A 16,499-nucleotide genomic window follows, 5' to 3' on the forward strand; every position below is an offset into this window, starting at 1 on the left:
GACCAGTTCCCGGTCGCAATGCTCCCTGCTTCGTGTTCGCGATTTCAAAACAGAACCGCGAGGAAATATGTCGTTTCTTAAAAATGCGAGCATTCGCACGAAAATTCTATCCCTGATCATCCCTCTGTGCGTGGTGGGCCTGTGTGCCACGGCGTTTATCGCAACCCGATACAAAGCAGCAGATACGAGCTACTCCGATTTCATTTCCAATGATGCTGGCGCCAGTGTCGAGATGTCGCGCGTAAACCGAAATGTCGTCGCAACTGCTTACGCCGCCTATCAAATCCTGACCTACCGCCAAGACGATCCGGCCATGAAAACAGCTATCGACTTTTACAGCGATAGCAAAGGCAAGCTTCTTGAGCGTCTCCAGCACACGAAAGAACTTCTCCCACGTGAGAGCGCTGCGATAGACAAAATCATTGAGAGAACGAAAGAAGTCATCGTCTTGACTGACCAGGCCGTTCAACTGGGTAAAGCTGATCAGGACGAACCGGCAAGGGCGACCCTGGCAAAAGCGGACTCTTTGATTCTTCCCCTGACGACCGACAACGCAGCGTTTCTGGACCAGGTCTTGAAATCCGTGGCTGCGAGAAGTGACGAACTGACCGACCAAACAAACTCCACCATCTTTACCTCGCTGATGGTTGTCGGCATCACATTCACACTCGGCATCATCGCGTCACTCGTTGTTGCCGCCAAGGGGATCACGACGCCTATCGCCTCTTTGCGCGAGCGCATGATCACTCTGGCGCAGGGGGAGACCACTGCACTCGTCGATGGTCAGGATCGCAAGGACGAAGTAGGTCAGATGGCAAAGGCGGTCTCCATTTTTCGCGACAATGCTCTTGAGAAAATCCGTCTGGAAAAAGAAGCTGATGCCAATCGCAGCCTTTCCGAACAGGAACGATTGGAACGCGAGGCCCAAAAGGCGAAGGACGCTGCCGACACCCAATTTGCCGTTGACCAACTGGCCAAGGGGCTCGACCGTCTCGCCGATGGTGATATCGCGTATCGCATCGAGACACCGTTTGTTGCCCATCTCGATACTCTGCGGAACAACTTCAATGGCTCGGTCGCGAATCTGAATGACGCGTTGCGCGCCGTCGGCGAGAACGCTCGCGGCATCGATGCCGGTGCCAACGAAATTCGCTCTGCCGCCGACGACCTGTCCAAGCGCACTGAGCAGCAGGCTGCCTCAGTCGAAGAAACAGCCGCCGCTCTGGAGGAAATCACCACGACCGTGAAGGACAGCAGCAACCGTGCCGAAGAAGTCGGCCATCTGGTCGCGAGGGCCCGTGAGGGTGCGGAAAAGTCCGGAGCAGTCGTACGTCAGGCCGTTACCGCCATGAACGAAATCGAACGTTCATCCGGTGAAATTACCAACATCATCAGCGTTATTGATGAAATTGCCTTCCAGACCAATCTTCTGGCTTTGAATGCAGGCGTTGAGGCCGCCCGCGCCGGCGAGGCCGGCAAGGGCTTTGCGGTCGTCGCACAGGAAGTCCGCGAACTTGCCCAGCGGTCTGCAAAGGCTGCGAAAGAGATCAAGGCATTGATCACGACATCCGGTGAACACGTTCGCTCCGGCGTGACACTGGTGGGTGAAACCGGCAGGGCACTCGAAGTGATCGTCACGGAAGTGCAAGAGATTAACCGTCATATCGCCGCGATTGTCGAATCCTCGCGCGAACAGTCGGTTGGCCTTCAGGAAATCAACACGGCCGTCAACACCATGGACCAGGGCACACAGCAGAATGCCGCCATGGTCGAACAGTCGACAGCCGCAAGCCACAGCCTCGCCAAGGAGGCGGCATCCCTCAACCAGCTGCTATCGCGTTTCAATCTAGCCGATGGCGCAAGCACAAGTCGTTCGTCTGTAGCCCCTGCGGCCGTTCGCTCGGCATCGCCAGCTTCACGACCTGCAGCATCACCGGCTAGAGCCCTTGGCCGCAAGATTGCGAACGCGTTCGGGGGTGGTTCGGCTGCCGCGGTTGCGCAAGACAGCTGGGAGGAGTTCTAAAAATCTACGGCCGCGGCGCGACAGACCAACCGCCCGGCCGTTGATCATCATCACGAGTGCCTTGGATCGGAAACTTCGCTTGCAGATTAAAAGCGGGTTTTCGGTCGAGGGAGCGACGCAAGTCGTGGGAGTTCCCTCGGCTTCCACTTTCAAGACTTGGATTTTGCCTCTGCTGCGACGAAATCATTAAGCTGTATCACGTTACCGCTGATCGCAGCGCCAGACGAACCTCTATAGACAGAGTATCCGTTTCGACTACGTTTTTTGGTCTCGTATAATGCACGGTCCGCCTGGTCGAGAAGTTCCTCGGGATCGATTTTATCCAGGGTCGTGCAGCAGGCAATGCCAATGCTTGTCTTTATCACCAAGGGACAGTCATTCCATATCATCGGTGTTGCCGTGAGCGCCTTGATCATCGTCCTCGCCCTGGCGGCGGCATCGACGGGTGACACGCCGGGTAGAAGCAGACAAAACTCGTCCCCGCCAAGCCGAGCAAAAACATCGTTGGCAGATAATTTCTCGGAAACAACGGCAGCGGCATGCCGGAGCGCAGCATCCCCGGCAGCATGCCCATACTTGTCATTGATCGCCTTAAAGCGGTCGAGATCGAAAAGCATGACGCTAAAAACACGTTTGGTATGGGACGGACCACACATATCTGCAAGCTTGTTCATCAGCATTCGACGATTGGCGAGACCCGTCAGTTCGTCTTCATTGGCGAGGCGTTCGACTTCACCTCGAAGCCGATCGACAGCCGACAACAGGAACCCGAAATTCCAGACCACTGCGGCAAAAAGGAATGCCAAGAGATCAACAGCGGCTGCCGCTTTGAGGTCCAGTTCTGGCGTTAGGCGGGTGACGATCAAGATGTTGCCGCAAGCAATTATCGCATGCGAGGAAACGGCCACGATCATTGCACCGCTGCTGACAATTGCGCCGAGTTCGCCGCCATGGTGTCGCAAGAGAAAGACTGCGGTGATTGCTAGCGGCAACAACTGCGCCACCGTGTAAACAGGATTGCGCGCGTACCAGGGACAAAAAGTTGCCAGCATCAGCACTACGCTGATCACGAAAAGACAAGCGACAGAAAGCAACTTTAATCGAGCGCCGTGGAAACAGCGGGCGCCCACGCAGTTCAGATAAAATCCCAGAACTATGAAACTGTTACCGAGTACAGTCTGGATGAGCAGACCATCATTTCCCTGGAGGGCCAGAATAGCTCCTCCGAGCACACTGGCAACGCTGCCTGAGAACCAATAACGTGCCGCCTTCAGTTCGCCGTAGCGATAGACCACCAGACCCCAAATAAGGCATTGAGAAAGACCGAGCAGCAAGACAACGAGAAAGAGCGTATAAAAGTCGGGCATTTGATGTCCCATTCTCAGAAGTCGTGACCAGTACGGCGAAACCCGTGAACGGCGGGTAAAAAACTTGTCGAGCCTTTAATCCATCGCCAAAATCATCTGTTTCGACCACAGCACCTAGATGAAAACTGGTGCACGCAGAGGCCGGTTTAACTTGACTGGCAGCATTGAGCAAAATCGAACCGGTCTTCTAAAAACCAACCCCATCACCGCGCTTGAAGTTGCCCCGAACTTTCAGTTACTGCAGTTAGACCATGTTCGTTACATTGGCCGTTAAGGAGATACAGAGGACCTGATAGAGGCGTCTTGCCTCTAGGCCGCCCGTCGCGGCCTGCGCTGCCTGCGCCCTCTATCCCTTCCGGCAGCGAAACATCATGATACAGTGCGCCTCCGACGCTCCCGTGGAGGCGCATTGAAAATCGGCTTGCGGCAGGATTGAAGGTGCAGATTTATGACTACGATCGTCGTTTCTTATTTTGATGGCGCTGAAGTTGAACTGGACGAAGAGCCTGATCCTGACGCTCCTGAGTCCGCTGCTGCTCTGGCCTCGTTTCTTGCGCTGACGGAGGCGGACAGGCTCTTGGACACGCGGCACGTTTTTGCCTTCTACAAGGACTATTACGAAGAGGCCGGGAAACCAGAATGGCTGGACGCGGAAATGGGCGTTCCACAATCACCCGCCGATATATGGGATCATGTCACTCCCGGACCTGTTACCGTCAAGAAAGGGCGAAAGGAGGATGAAAACTGGTACGTCGTGATGCAGGCTGAGTGCGGCTGGGATGTCGAACGTGGCCTCATGATGGTTTGGCGAAACGGTGCGACGCTTACGAAAGTCGGCGGATATAATGGTCACCTGACCAATGTGAATGCCTACGCAGATCCCGCTTTGGAGGCTGTCGTCTACAAGGCGCGAAACCCGGAATACACAACTAGGATTGCCGAGTGAGTATCCGAGACTTGCTTACGGGCGTGTGAACCTACCAGGAAAAACGCTCACCACACGTTGTTTGAGAAAGCCATGAAAGGCGAGACGACCTGGGCTATACATCGGAAGTCCCCACCTCCTCGCCGCCATGGCGCACACTCGCAGCAGAAACAAGATGCTAAACGACGTGTCGAAACCGTGCAGAACAATCGGTCGCACAATGCCGCCCCTCTCCAGTCGTTGTGATCTCGTCCGTAATCACATCAGCATTCCGAAGGTTTTGCTCTTCGAGCTCGGTGAGGATGCAAAATACTCTGTGCAATCTGGAAGGAGACGAACTGTTCGGCGTCCGAGATTCTAGCCAGACCCACTTCAACGCCGACACATGAAGACCTGAGATGCCCGCATGACGGAGGCGTCCGCAATACGGAGGCCGCCGATCCCGTAGACTTTCAGCTTGTTATCGACAACAGACATGCTGTCACGACCCATCTTTGCAGTACAGGACTGATGCCAGTAGGTGACGGCAGAGCGCTGAATAAAATTGATCATGCCCGATCGGTCGCGCGCGCCCGGAGCAGTTTCGCCTTTCACCGGAGGTGCGAAACTGTCACTATTCCCGAGCATGCGGCACAATTCCCCGGCGGCCAAGGCGGCAGCCATGTCTTCCGGCTCACTGAGTGAATTCGATTCGATCAGGATCGGATCAGTTGCGTCGGAGCCGGAGAGTAGCAACCGGCCCCGACTCTTCGGATGGGCAAGTCCGTTGAACATCGTCCAGCCATATTCCGGTGTTTCCAGACCTGTTTCGACCAGGGAATTTGGCTGTTGCGATGACGCCGTGCCTGGCATTACTTCTTCGCGGAGACGGCCTTGGCGGCCTGATCAATGGTATCGGCCACGACCTCCGGCTGGGTCATGAACAGTGCGTGACTTGCTGAGACCTTTGTGATTTTTGCCTTGATGCGCTCGGCCATATGGATCAGCATTGCCTGATCGAACGCCTTGTCTTCGGTTGCGATAACAGCCCAGCTGGGCTTCATGTGCCAGGCAGCATGTTCAAGCTTCGTGCTGAACGCCGACATATTGATCGGGACCTGGGCATCTTTCATGAACGCAACATCGGCGTCACTGACGTCATGGGCAAACCCAGCCTTGAACTTGTCCGGGCTGACATAGCCAAATCCATCCTTCGTGGTTTCGATGACGAACTCCGATGCAGGAGCAAAACCGTCGTATTGCTGAGCCGTCGTTTCGCCGACATCCGGAGAAAGTGCGGAGACGTAGACGAGGCCGGCAACCTTTTGATCGATACCGGCTTCCGTGATGACAGTGCCGCCCCAGGAATGTCCGACAAGAATGACCGGACCATCCTGGCGCTCAAGCGCGCGGGCAGTCGCGGCAACGTCATCAGCGAGAGACGTCAGTGGATTCTGGACGATGGTCACGCGGTAACCACGCTTGGTCAGATTATCGTAAACCCCTTTCCAGCCGGAGCCGTCCGCGAAGGCTCCATGAACGAGGACAACGTTTCTGACGGACTGCTCCCTGGGGATGGTATCGGCTGCGTTTGCCGGCAATGCGGCAGTTAATGTGGCTACGGCTGCAATTGCTGCGACGGTGGGCGGGATCTTGCGCGTCATGACTTTTTCCTCTTTTTACTCGCGATAACATTTATCGCGATATATTCAGGCTGTCAGATTTGGAGTTGCGCGTCAACATAATTATTATCGCGATATTGTTTTTCGTACTTTCGTTCGTTACATTTGACGCAACAGGAGTTCACAGTGACAAAACGCCATAACGATCCACCGCCTCTGCACGACCAGCTATGCTATGCGATCTACACCGCCGGCATTGCGATCCAGCGTGCATACAAGCCTCTTCTCGATGAACTGGGCCTGACCTATCCGCAATATCTCGTACTCAACGTGTTATGGAGCCAGGACGGACAGACGGTTGGCGCCATCGCCCAGACCCTTGCTCTGGAATCAAGCACGCTGACACCGCTGCTGAAGCGACTCGAGACTGCCGGCTTGCTGCGCAGGACGCGCAACCTTAGCAACGAGCGGCAGGTTGTCATCGCCTTGACCGACGACGGCCGTGCCTTGCAGCACAAGGCCGGCTGCCTCAGCGACACTTTGCTCGCGGCCTCTACACAGACGCCAAAGGAACTCGCTGCTCTTAACCGCGATGTCCGGTATCTCCGTAACGCGATCTATTCCCAGGTCGGCGGATGGGACGCACCCGCCTGACCTTCGATAGTGGTAAATCGCCTCACCGCTCAGGCGGTCGGTACGGTCCCACCGTCGATCACATGCTCTGTACCCGTAATTGACGACGCTCGATCCGACGCAAGGAACGCGATCAGGTCGGCGACTTCTCCAGGCCTGGCCGGCCGGCCAAGCGGTATACCACCAAGCGAGTCCATGATCGTCTGCACAGCTTCGTCGTAGCTGATGCCGGCTTCCTCCGCGATACGAAGCGCAAGACCGCTGGAGCCCGGATCTGCAATCCAGCCGGGAGAAACCCGAACCACCCGTACACCTTTGGGAGAAACCTCCTTGGAGATGCTCTTGCTGTAGGTGTTGAGCGCGCCCTTTGCGGAGGCGTATCCGGTCGTCGCCTGGTGCAGCGGAAGGACGCGCTGGATCGACGTCACGTGAATGACGACGCCGCTTCCTTGCGCGATCATTCCGGGGATAAGGGCGCGGTCCAGCCTCACCGCAGGGAAGAAATTAAGGTTGAATTCCTTTTCCCATTCCTCTTCGGTCAACGCCGCAAAGCCGCCAGAAGGTGCTGAGGATCCGCCCAACACGTTGACGAGGATATCGAGTCCGCCGAGCTCCCGGTGGACTGCGTCAACAACTGTCTGAACGCCATCCATCGTGGTCAGGTCGGCCTCGACGAAGGCCGCGCCGGAAAAGTCCTCCGGCTTTCTGCGTGCGGTTGTCAGCACGCGGGCGCCGAGCTCCTTGAACTGAGCCACAGTCGCAGCGCCAGCGCCCGACGTCCCGCCGGTGATGAGAGTTCGACGGCCCTCCAGTGTCAGAAACGGCGTCATAGGGTGATCTCCAGCTCAGCAATCCTGTCGCCCGAAAGGACGAAGATAAAGCGAAGGTCGATCGGACTTCCGGGGAAGGTGCCGGCTGCGTGGGCCATCACCTGGGTCTTTCCATTCTCGACGGCGATCAGGAAAGGCCTGACCGTGTAGCTGTACTGCTGGGCCTCATCGGTCATCCACGCCCGAATGGCCTTCTGCCCGATGTGAATCTTCCCCTTGTCCTTGACGACCCCGTTTTCGGTGAAGGTGGCAGCGATGGCGTCCGGACAGCCTGACCTGTCGGCTTCGAAATAGGCTTCGATAGCGCTGGGTAGTTCGATCATCGTAGTATCTCCCGTCGTTTTGGTATCTTGGGCTGTGGCTCCGCCTTCGCGATATCCACTGGCTGGAAGATAGATGAAGCTTATTGACGGGATAAGCAGGATAAACAAGGATGAGGTATTGCGAAAAGAGGGATAAATGACCCGTTCCGTCCTTGCTGACCTTGATGCCGTCCTCAGCATCGCCCGCCTTGGAACCTTCCGCGCAGCGGCTCTCGACCTTGGAATGTCAACAACGGCCTTGAGCAACTCCATCGCGAAGCTGGAGCAGCGCCTCGGTATCCGGCTGTTCAACAGGACGACGCGAAGCGTGTCCCTGACCGATGCGGGGAAGACGTTTGTAGAACGGGTCGGACCAGCGGTGACCGACATCCGCGACGCAATGCTCGCGGCCCAGTCGCTTCAGGAGACCCCGAGCGGAACATTGCGCATCAACGCCTTCGCCACGGCAGCACGAGAAGTAATGGCGCCGCTCGTCCTGTCATTTCTGGAGAAGTATCCGCAAGTGCATATCGACCTTGTCACGGAGGGACGGATTGTCGATATTGTCGCGGCGGGTTTTGATCTGGGTCTGAGACCGGCCGATCTCGTTCCTGCCGACATGATCGCCGTGCCTTTGGGCTTGAAGCGCAGCAATGCGGTCGTCGCATCACCGGAATTCCTGCGCAGACATGGCAAGCCAATTGTACCAACTGACCTCTACAGGTTTCGCTGCATTCGCGCGCGCCTTCCGAACAATGCGCTTTTCCGGTGGAAATTCGAGAAAGACGGAAATGCACTCCAGATCGACGTGCAAGGCGCGATCACTCTGGACGAGCCAAGCCTCGTTACGATAGCAGCCCAAAATGGGGTTGGGCTTGGTTATCTCATGGAAGCGGATGTTCGAGAGGATATTGAGGCTGGGCGACTGGTGCGCGTTCTTGAGGACTGGACGCCCTCGTTGGCCCCGCTGGCGTTGTATTACCCTGGTAGGAAGACCCCCCCTGCAGCGTTCACCGCATTTATTCAGGCTGCTCGCGAATTTGCAAGAGAATGACCGGCATGCAGATGTTCGATGCCAGTGAACGCTGGGCGTTCTTAAACTCTTGAAGCTATTTGAACCGGTTGACTGCTGGGACACAGCTAAAGTTCAAAAGTCCCTTGTCGAGAGGTTTACTTCGCCTCAATAAAATGGGCGGATACCTTCCGCGAAATCATCGAGGCAGAGATATTCCCGAAGGCTGCGCGCGTTTGTCCGCGACTGCCGCCATGATCAAGCGGCCACGGTGTTCGTGGGGGCGCCGCGCTCGAACGCCTCGACATTATCAATCAGTTGGTCGACCAGCGACTGCACAGCCTCTCGGCTCGCCCACGCCACATGCGGCGTCAGGATGAAGTTCGGCAGATCGAGCAGCCGCATCAGCGGATGATCGTGTGCAGGCGGCTCGGTGGTGACGACGTCGAAGCCGGCGCCGCTGATCTGGCCGCTTCTCAAGGCGTGTTCCAGCGCGGCCTCATCGACGAGTCCGCCGCGTGCGGTGTTGATCAAAAGAGGCCGCCTAGCCATCCGTGCGAACTCCGCGGTCGAGATCATGTTGCGGGTCGAAGGCATCAAGGGAGAGTGCAAGGTGATGATGTCGCTGAGCGCGAGGACCTTCTCGAACGGCGTATAGAGCGGCCCCATTCCGCTGGTGCCCTTGTAGTCCGAAAAAAGAACCTTCATCCCGAAAGCACGACCAAGATCGGCCACCGAGCGCCCGAGGGCACCGTCACCGATGATGCCGAGCGTCGAACCGGCGAGATCGTTAATCGGGAAGTCGAAATAGCAGAACTGGTTTGCTTCCTGCCAGCGTCCGGCCTGCACCGAATTGCGATAGGCGAGCAGGCTGCGGCGAAGCGCAAGGATCAGAGCGAAAGTGTGCTCGGGTACGGTGTTGACGGCGTAGTTGCGGATGTTTGAGACGATGACTCCATGCTGCGCGCATGCTGCGACGTCTACGACGTCGGTGCCCGTCGCCGCTACGGCGACCAGTTTAAGTCTGGGAGCGGACGCGACCGCTGAGCCGCGCACAGGGGCCTTGTTGGTAATGACGATGTCGGCATCCTTGATGCGCTCCGGCACCTCGTCGGGAGCCGTCTGGTCAAACTGAACGAGCTCGTGAGCGAAGGAGAACGCACGAAAGTAAATATCGTCGGGTAAGGTCTTCCGATCGAGAAGGACGATCCGAAGAGGCTTGCTGGAAGCATGAGGCATTGGGGGACACCAGGTTCAGAGGGAGAACAGCGGCCGCTTTCAAGCGGCCGCTCAATTTAAGATCAGCCTCAGGCTTCTTCTTCCTGAAACGCTTCTTCGCGTGTTTTGCGGAATGACGGCAGGATCATCAGCAGAAGCACGCCGGCTGTCGCGATCAGCAGGACCAGACTGATCGGCCGCTCCACGAAGACACTGGGGTTTCCGTGCGAAATTGTCAGGGCGCGACGGATGTTGGTTTCCAACAACGGTCCCAGGACGAACCCCAGAAGTAGCGGACCCGGCTCGCACTTGGCCTTGCGGAAGGCATACCCCAGCAGGCCGAACCCGGCAGCCAGTACCACGTCGAATATGCGGTTGTTGATGCTGTAGACACCGACGCAGCAAAAGAGAAGGATTGCCGGATACAGCAGACGATACGGGACCGTCAGGAGCTTCACCCACACGCCGATCAGTGGCAGGTTGATCACGACGAGCATCAGGTTGCCGATCCACATGCTGGCAACGAGTCCCCAGAAGATTTCCGGCTGGGTTGCCAGTACCGTCGGTCCCGGGGTGATGCCGTGTATGATGAACGCACTCAGCATCATCGCCATCATGTTGTTCGATGGGATGCCCAGGGTGAGAAGCGGGATAAACGAGGACTGTGCGCCGGCATTGTTGGCAGCCTCCGGTCCGGCGACACCCTCAACGGCACCCTCGCCGAACTCCTGGGGACGCTTGGATACTTTTTTCTCTACCGAATAGGCGCAGAATGAGGCTAGAGTGGCTCCGCCGCCCGGAAGTACGCCGAGAAACGTCCCGACACCCGTGCCGCGAAGGACAGCCGGCCAGGCCCGTTTGAAGTCCTCTTTGGTCGGCCACAGGCGGCTGAGCTTGCTGACAAGCACACCACGAGCTTCGACGTTCTCAAGATTTTCGATGATCTCCGCGAAACCGAACAGACCTATGGCGATGACCACGAAGTCGATGCCGTCGAAGAGTTCGACTGCAGTGAATGTAAGGCGTTCCTCCCCGGAACTGGCGTCGATCCCGACCATACCGAGCAGCAGACCGAGAAGGATCATGCCGATCGCCTTCAGGACTGGTCCGCGGGCGAGGATAGTGGCCGCCAGAAGGCCGAACAGCATCAGCGACACGTATTCTGCCGGGCCAAAGGAAAGGGCGAAAGACGATAGCGTCGGACCAGCGATAGCAATACCGAACGTCGCGACCGTTCCGGCGAAGAAGGAACCGAGCGCCGCGACGGCAAGCGCCGACCCGGCCCTTCCCTTCTGAGCCATCTTGTAACCGTCGACAGCGGTCACGACCGACGACGCCTCTCCGGGAAGATTGACGAGGATAGCCGTCGTCGATCCACCGTACTGCGCGCCGTAATAGATGCCGGCGAGCATGATGAGGCCCGCCAGAGGCGGAAGGTAGAACGTAATCGGCAGCAAAACCGCGATCGTCGCCGTCGGCCCGATACCTGGTAACACCCCGATCAGCGTGCCAAGCAGAGCGCCAAGCAGACAGAAGCCCAGGTTCGTCGGCGTCAGGGCCTCGCTGAAGCCCAGCATGAGAAGGTCAACGAAATTCAATTATACCTCCCTCAGAACGGCCAGATAGGCATTTGCACGCCAAGGCCGACAATGAAGACCAAAACGCCAAACGCTGTCAGCCCAGCGGTCAGCAGGATGACCTCGCGAAGCCGTGAATCGCGGTCAGCGATGCTGCCGACCAGAAGCAACCATACGGACGCCGCAACGAAACCAAAGAACTCCGCGATGAAGGCGAAGCCAACAACTGCTGCAAGGATGACCATAAGCGGCCAGATCTTCGGTTTGTCGATGTCGACCCGTGCCCGGACCGCGCCCAACCCGCCGATCGTGGCGCCAATGATGATAAGAAGCCAGCACACTATTCGAGGCAGGTAACCTGGGCCCATGGCGGATGCCGTGCCCATGGTCAGGTCGCGCCCGGCCCATAGGCCAAGCGCGCCGAATCCCATGAATAACGCTGCGGTGAAGAGGTCAGGCCGGTCACCGGTGCCTCCAGCCTTGCGGGGAGCGGCCATTACTTCTGTTCCTTGGCCAGTTTCCAGATCGCGCCCAGGCGCTCAGCGCGCACGGGAAGCTCCTTGTCCCAATCTTGGGACGAGCGATAGGAAATGGCCAGCGACATCTGCTTCGCCTTTGCCTTGAACTCTGGATCGTCGAGAGCTTTCTTCACCGCGGCGGAGAACTTCGTCCGAATTTCCTCCGGCACGTCACAGCTCATTGCGATTCCGCGCTCAGAACTCATCAGGACTTCAAAACCCTGTTCTTTTGCGGTTGGGAGATCGGGAGCGATGGAGGCGCGCTCTTCGGCAAACTGGCCGAGATTCTTGAACGCGGAGTGATCGCTGCCCACGAACTCCCCGACGTTGATGCCGATCGTGTCCACGTGCCCGCCGAGAAGCGCGGTGCGAGCCTCGTTCGCCCCATTGAAGGTGACCGCAGTCAGATCGATACCTGCAGACTTCTCCAACTGAAGCATGGCAAGATGCTCGTCGGTTCCGAGGCCAGTTGTGCCGACGGTAACAGCCCCGGGGTTCTCCTTCGCATAGGCGACGAGGTCTTTGAGCGTATTGAACTTGGAATTGGTTTGGACAATGAACGAACCGGGATCTTCGACAATGCGCGCGACGAGGCAGAGCTTTTTCGGGTCGAACCGCACCTTGCGATCCATTTGCATCGTCAGATAGCCAGGCGTGTTTAGCGAGGAAACGGTGTAGCCATCGGGGCGAGCCTGGGTCATCGCAGTATAGGCGATTTCACCGGACGCACCTGGACGGTTTAGGACGGTTATCTTCGCGTCCAGTTCCTTTTCCACATAAGGAGCAAGCGTACGGTTCATCACATCAGTGCCGCCGCCCGGAGCAAACGCCACGATAAATTCGATCGGGCGATCCGTTGGCCAGTCAGCGTGGGCTACGCCTATGGCGAGAAGCAGCGTCGTTGCCAGTGCGGTATTTCTAATCAAATGCTTCATCTTATCCTCCCAGGATAGTTTGTATTTGGACGGTACCGTCCAAGGTCTCGGTGACCGGCCGACGTTTCCCCTCCGGAACATCGGCCAGCTTCGTTCAGTTAGTCGGCGGTAGCTCACATCCGGCCTTGACGAGGGCGTCGTTGAACCAAGTCGGCTTGTGCGTGCCAGCTTTGATATTCTCGATCTGCTTTTGCTCGGCGGCGTGCTTGGCAACCGTCCGTTCGTAAACCTCCGCCACATCGTCGATCGGAACAACGACGACCCCGTCCGCGTCGCCTACGATCAGGTCGCCCGGCATCACAACCATTCCTCCAATGGCAATGGGCGTATTGATTTCGCCTGGGCCGTTCTTGTAGGGGCCACGGTGGGTCACGCCGACCGCGTAGGAGGGGACGTTCATTTCGAGAAACGCATCCGCATCGCGGATCGCACCGTTGAGAACGAAGCCCACAACACCGCGGCGATGAGCGTAGTCGAGCATCATCTCCCCCATCAGGGCGTGGGTCACGTCGCCGCCGGCATCCATGACGATGACGTCGCCGTCCACGGCCATGTCCATCGCCTTGTGGAGCATAAGGTTGTCGCCCGGAGGCGCTTTGACGGTCAGTGCGCGGCCGACAAGTTTGCCGTGGCGGTGCATCGGGCGAAGCTGAGCGCCGCCCGCGTACATGCGGTGCATGCTATCGCTGATGTTGGCGACGGGAAGCTCCCTGAACTTGTCGATCCATTCCTGTTCGACGATCCTGTCCCTGTTGCGAACCCTAAATCCTATAGTCAACGTATTCTCCTCGATGATCTTGATTGTCTTTTTCAGGCAGGTGTCTTTGCCAGCGCGCGATGGTTCACGATCCTCTCGCGGCCAAGCTCACGACCTTCCACGATCGCAAGAATGCCCTCGACGGCATCGACGCCGACGCGAACGTTCGCCTCCTGGGTTACGCCGCCGATATGCGGCGTGACGACGATCCGCTGATTCTGCCAGAACGGGTGGTTGTCTCCAGGAGGCTCTGTCTGGAACGTGTCAAGCCCGGCCCCGGCAATCTGTCCGCTTTCGACAGCGCGAAGAAGGGCATCCTCATCGATCAGGCCGCCCCGGGCTGTATTGATAACGAACGATCCCGGCTTCATCAGGCCGAGCCGGCGGTCATCAAGCAAATTCCGCGTGTCGGGCGTCAAAGGGCAGTGCAGGCTCAAGATATCCGACGAGGAGAGGAGGCGGTCGACATCAGTCACCTGGCGGACACCTGCCTCGGCAAACGCCGCCTCATCTGTAAAGGGGTCGAAGGCTTGGACCTTCAAGCCAAAACCCTTAGCGAACAAGGCAGTTTGCCGAGCAATCGCGCCGAACCCGACAAGGCCGATAGTCATGCCAGCCAGTTCCTTGCCAGCAAAGCCCGCCTTCTCCCAGCGCCCAGCGCGCAGGCTGCTGTCGAGCGGCACAATCCGCTTTACCACGGCAAAAAGTAGTGCAATCGCATGTTCAGCGACCGAAAGCGCATTTGCGCCAGCGGCGACGACAACGGGGATTTCGCGGCGAGACGCGGCGTCCACGTCGATGTTGTCAACCCCAACCCCGTGCTTGGAAAGGACACGTAGCGAAGGCGCGGCTTCAATCGCTGCGGAGCCGAACCGCCCCATGCGCACCACCACGCCGACAGGATCAAGTTCCGTCACAATCCGGACCAGGTCGTCTTCGCTCGTGTAAGGGGGAACGTAAGACACGTGATAGCCGTTCTCGGCGATCAGCTTGACTGCTTGTTCGTTGATGGCTGGTCCAGTGACCAGGATGTTTCGGCTTCCCATGCGTACCTCGAACTGGAATGCGCGAGGACGCGAGCGCTGAGCGCGCAGCGTAGCCATCCTCCCATACGCCAAAGCTCCTCCTGGCGTCTCCTGAGCGGAAGTTAACATAAGCCTCTCTTGATTAAAGCGAATAATTCTGGCCAAGATGAACAGAGAATCTTAATTAGTCGGAGGATGGTTTGGATACGCGGCAACTGAAGACCTTCATCGCGATCGCTGAGCACGGAACTTTTGCAAAGGCTGCTGAGGCCGTCGGTTTGACCCCATCCGCAGTCAGTCAGCAAATGCAGGCACTTGAATTAGAGGTCAGCGGAGAACTCTTCGATCGCTCGAGCCGGCCGATCACGCTTAACGGCCATGGGCTGCAGATGCTCGAAGCAGCACGTACTCTGGTGCGTGATGCAGACAACATCATTGACACGATTTCCGGCAGAGCCATCAGCGGGACCTTCACAATCGGCTCCGTTCGCTCAAGTGCGCTTTCGCTCCTGCCTCTCTCAATCGTCGCCCTCAAGGCAGATTATCCTGATCTCAGGATCAAGCTACAGGTCGCCAATACAGATGAATTGATGAGCGGCGTCCTGTCCGGCCGCCTGGACTGCGCGATGGTCGCCGAGTACTCTGGAATCCCTTCAGCGCTAAGGTGGCACCCCTTTATCAACGAACCCCTGCTCGTGATCGCTCCCAAGGGCACTCCCCGAATGTCCGGCATCGACATGCTGTCGACCATGCCTTATGTCAGGTTCAACAGTCGGTTCAGATTGGCCCAGATCATCGAGACCGAGCTTGCAAAAACCGGCGTCGCCCCGAACCTGATAGCCGAGATCGACACGATCGCGTCGGTGGTCTCTTGCGTAATTCATGGTCTCGGCGTGTCCGTGGTGCCCTGGATCGCGCTTAGAGATATCGCTGTGCCGATTGTCTCGGCGCCATTTGGTGAGCCGCAGATATTTCGGCCTATCGGGCTCGTGCAAAGGCGAGCCGGGACGCGCGTCGCGATTATAGATCGGCTGCACCAGCACTTGAGCAGGCTTAGCGATCCGTACGGTATAGCCCGTTGACTGACGCTGGCATACTGATGCCCATCGGTTGACCTCAATCCTCCCCGATCGACGATCAAGCTTGTGGACGAGGGATGAACGCCTCGCCGCTGCGGCTCAGAAGATTGGCGTGGCGCTTCATGCTTTCGCGAATATTCCTCAATAGACATCCGGCGAGGAGCTCTCGAACGCCAATAGATCAACACTTGTCGAGATTCGAACCAAGCGCTCCGGCGGACTAATCCAGATCCAATTGATTTCCTGATTGGATATCCACTTTCTTGTTAAGCGTCCTTTTCCCGCAATAGGACTCGGGACTTTTGTATTTCATCAACCGGTAGAACGCCGCACGTACGATGGATGGAACGTTGATATTGCCTCTGGACGGCATCATCGCGCGCTGTGATCGCACGTCTTCAAGATGGGCCTCTGCTCCATGCTTCGAAGGAGCCAAGGTTGAGGAAGCAATGTTGGCGGAACTGATGTTGGCTGGCCCAAAATCAGCTTGTCAACGAACCTTGCTGTGGCGAATTCAGCCAGCGCCTGAATCCACGCCAGCTTCGATTGCAGCGATCAAACGTGTCGAAGCCTCCCGAACAACTGTGCCGGATATTCAAACTTTCCCGGACGCCCTGCTTTGGGATGGAATATTTCGAGCCATTCACAGGCGGACTGAAAAAGTTTTTTAATCAAGGTGTTAGCCCCTGCGGGTGAA

Annotated in this window: 16 protein-coding genes and 1 pseudogene; 6 read left to right on the forward strand and 11 right to left on the reverse strand. The window is 57.5% G+C overall.

Going from position 1 to position 16,499, the window contains the following annotated elements; all coding sequences use genetic code 11:
* The first annotated feature begins 67 nt into the window (after positions 1-67).
* Positions 68-2,023: a methyl-accepting chemotaxis protein gene (locus ACZ47E_RS23690; RefSeq protein WP_022563214.1), complete on the forward strand. Its 1,956-nt coding sequence runs from the start codon at positions 68-70 to the stop codon at positions 2,021-2,023.
* Between the two features lie 149 nt (positions 2,024-2,172).
* Here ACZ47E_RS23690 and ACZ47E_RS23695 read toward each other — a convergent pair whose 3' ends face one another.
* A complete protein-coding gene (locus ACZ47E_RS23695; RefSeq protein ID WP_022563215.1) occupies positions 2,173-3,390 on the reverse strand; it encodes a GGDEF domain-containing protein in 1,218 nt (405 codons plus the stop codon).
* A gap of 448 nt (positions 3,391-3,838) precedes the next feature.
* Here ACZ47E_RS23695 and ACZ47E_RS23700 point away from each other — a divergent pair, with 448 nt between their 5' ends.
* Entirely contained in the window at positions 3,839-4,336 is a 498-nt protein-coding gene (locus ACZ47E_RS23700; protein WP_022563216.1) for a DUF6985 domain-containing protein, read from the forward strand.
* 384 nt (positions 4,337-4,720) lie between these two features.
* Here the strand turns inward: ACZ47E_RS23700 and ACZ47E_RS23705 are convergent.
* Both ACZ47E_RS23705 and ACZ47E_RS23710 read right to left on the reverse strand, forming a co-directional pair.
* A pseudogene (locus ACZ47E_RS23705) lies at positions 4,721-5,134 on the reverse strand (GMC oxidoreductase); the annotation flags it as partial.
* Between the two features lie 32 nt (positions 5,135-5,166).
* Entirely contained in the window at positions 5,167-5,958 is a 792-nt protein-coding gene (locus ACZ47E_RS23710) for an alpha/beta fold hydrolase (RefSeq protein ID WP_022563218.1), read from the reverse strand.
* A gap of 144 nt (positions 5,959-6,102) precedes the next feature.
* Between ACZ47E_RS23710 and ACZ47E_RS23715 the strand changes: the two genes are divergently transcribed.
* The gene (locus ACZ47E_RS23715; RefSeq protein ID WP_022563219.1) at positions 6,103-6,570 is read left to right on the forward strand and encodes a MarR family winged helix-turn-helix transcriptional regulator; all 468 of its coding nucleotides are present in this window, start codon (positions 6,103-6,105) and stop codon (positions 6,568-6,570) included.
* Positions 6,571-6,599: 29 nt separating this feature from the next.
* Here ACZ47E_RS23715 and ACZ47E_RS23720 read toward each other — a convergent pair whose 3' ends face one another.
* Complete coding sequence (locus tag ACZ47E_RS23720; RefSeq protein WP_022563220.1) at positions 6,600-7,379, reverse strand: SDR family oxidoreductase; 780 nt, start codon at positions 7,377-7,379, stop codon at positions 6,600-6,602.
* A complete protein-coding gene (locus tag ACZ47E_RS23725; protein ID WP_022563221.1) occupies positions 7,376-7,702 on the reverse strand; it encodes a nuclear transport factor 2 family protein in 327 nt (108 codons plus the stop codon). The genes ACZ47E_RS23720 and ACZ47E_RS23725 overlap by 4 nt, the downstream gene beginning before the upstream one ends.
* 136 nt (positions 7,703-7,838) lie before the next feature.
* Here ACZ47E_RS23725 and ACZ47E_RS23730 point away from each other — a divergent pair, with 136 nt between their 5' ends.
* Positions 7,839-8,735, forward strand: a complete 897-nt coding sequence (locus tag ACZ47E_RS23730) for a LysR family transcriptional regulator (protein WP_022563222.1) — start codon at positions 7,839-7,841, stop codon at positions 8,733-8,735.
* Positions 8,736-8,951: 216 nt separating this feature from the next.
* Here the strand turns inward: ACZ47E_RS23730 and ACZ47E_RS23735 are convergent, their stop codons facing one another.
* From ACZ47E_RS23735 to ACZ47E_RS23760, 6 genes are all read right to left on the reverse strand, one after another.
* The gene (locus tag ACZ47E_RS23735; protein ID WP_022563223.1) at positions 8,952-9,932 is read right to left on the reverse strand and encodes a D-2-hydroxyacid dehydrogenase; all 981 of its coding nucleotides are present in this window, start codon (positions 9,930-9,932) and stop codon (positions 8,952-8,954) included.
* Between the two features lie 68 nt (positions 9,933-10,000).
* Positions 10,001-11,509 (reverse strand): tripartite tricarboxylate transporter permease, encoded by a 1,509-nt coding sequence (locus ACZ47E_RS23740; RefSeq protein WP_006697897.1) that lies wholly within the window; start codon positions 11,507-11,509, stop codon positions 10,001-10,003.
* Positions 11,510-11,520: 11 nt separating this feature from the next.
* Positions 11,521-11,985 (reverse strand): tripartite tricarboxylate transporter TctB family protein, encoded by a 465-nt coding sequence (locus ACZ47E_RS23745; RefSeq protein ID WP_022563224.1) that lies wholly within the window; start codon positions 11,983-11,985, stop codon positions 11,521-11,523.
* The gene (locus ACZ47E_RS23750; RefSeq protein WP_022563225.1) at positions 11,985-12,941 is read right to left on the reverse strand and encodes a tripartite tricarboxylate transporter substrate binding protein; all 957 of its coding nucleotides are present in this window, start codon (positions 12,939-12,941) and stop codon (positions 11,985-11,987) included. Before ACZ47E_RS23750 ends, ACZ47E_RS23745 begins: the two co-directional genes overlap by 1 nt.
* 94 nt (positions 12,942-13,035) lie before the next feature.
* Positions 13,036-13,719, reverse strand: a complete 684-nt coding sequence (locus ACZ47E_RS23755) for an RraA family protein (RefSeq protein WP_022563226.1) — start codon at positions 13,717-13,719, stop codon at positions 13,036-13,038.
* A 32-nt stretch (positions 13,720-13,751) separates the two neighbouring features.
* A complete protein-coding gene (locus ACZ47E_RS23760) occupies positions 13,752-14,801 on the reverse strand; it encodes a hydroxyacid dehydrogenase (protein ID WP_077985887.1) in 1,050 nt (349 codons plus the stop codon).
* Positions 14,802-14,923: 122 nt separating this feature from the next.
* Between ACZ47E_RS23760 and ACZ47E_RS23765 the strand changes: the two genes are divergently transcribed.
* Positions 14,924-15,805: a LysR family transcriptional regulator gene (locus tag ACZ47E_RS23765; RefSeq protein ID WP_022563228.1), complete on the forward strand. Its 882-nt coding sequence runs from the start codon at positions 14,924-14,926 to the stop codon at positions 15,803-15,805.
* 347 nt (positions 15,806-16,152) lie between these two features.
* Positions 16,153-16,473, forward strand: a complete 321-nt coding sequence (locus ACZ47E_RS23770) for a hypothetical protein (protein WP_162747006.1) — start codon at positions 16,153-16,155, stop codon at positions 16,471-16,473.
* Positions 16,474-16,499: the final 26 nt, after the last annotated feature.

The organism is Agrobacterium sp. 5Ca39, from assembly GCF_055382365.1.

Excerpts from the sequence above, each read along its gene's own strand:
- ACZ47E_RS23690 (WP_022563214.1), top strand. The coding sequence starts at position 68 with ATGTCGTTTCTTAAAAATGCGAGCATTCGCACGAAAATTCTATCCCTG.
- ACZ47E_RS23695 (WP_022563215.1), bottom strand. The coding sequence starts at position 3,390 with ATGCCCGACTTTTATACGCTCTTTCTCGTTGTCTTGCTGCTCGGTCTT.
- ACZ47E_RS23700 (WP_022563216.1), top strand. The coding sequence starts at position 3,839 with ATGACTACGATCGTCGTTTCTTATTTTGATGGCGCTGAAGTTGAACTG.
- ACZ47E_RS23710 (WP_022563218.1), bottom strand. The coding sequence starts at position 5,958 with ATGACGCGCAAGATCCCGCCCACCGTCGCAGCAATTGCAGCCGTAGCC.
- ACZ47E_RS23720 (WP_022563220.1), bottom strand. The coding sequence starts at position 7,379 with ATGACGCCGTTTCTGACACTGGAGGGCCGTCGAACTCTCATCACCGGC.
- ACZ47E_RS23725 (WP_022563221.1), bottom strand. The coding sequence starts at position 7,702 with ATGATCGAACTACCCAGCGCTATCGAAGCCTATTTCGAAGCCGACAGG.
- ACZ47E_RS23730 (WP_022563222.1), top strand. The coding sequence starts at position 7,839 with ATGACCCGTTCCGTCCTTGCTGACCTTGATGCCGTCCTCAGCATCGCC.
- ACZ47E_RS23735 (WP_022563223.1), bottom strand. The coding sequence starts at position 9,932 with ATGCCTCATGCTTCCAGCAAGCCTCTTCGGATCGTCCTTCTCGATCGG.
- ACZ47E_RS23745 (WP_022563224.1), bottom strand. The coding sequence starts at position 11,985 with ATGGCCGCTCCCCGCAAGGCTGGAGGCACCGGTGACCGGCCTGACCTC.
- ACZ47E_RS23750 (WP_022563225.1), bottom strand. The coding sequence starts at position 12,941 with ATGAAGCATTTGATTAGAAATACCGCACTGGCAACGACGCTGCTTCTC.
- ACZ47E_RS23760 (WP_077985887.1), bottom strand. The coding sequence starts at position 14,801 with ATGGCTACGCTGCGCGCTCAGCGCTCGCGTCCTCGCGCATTCCAGTTC.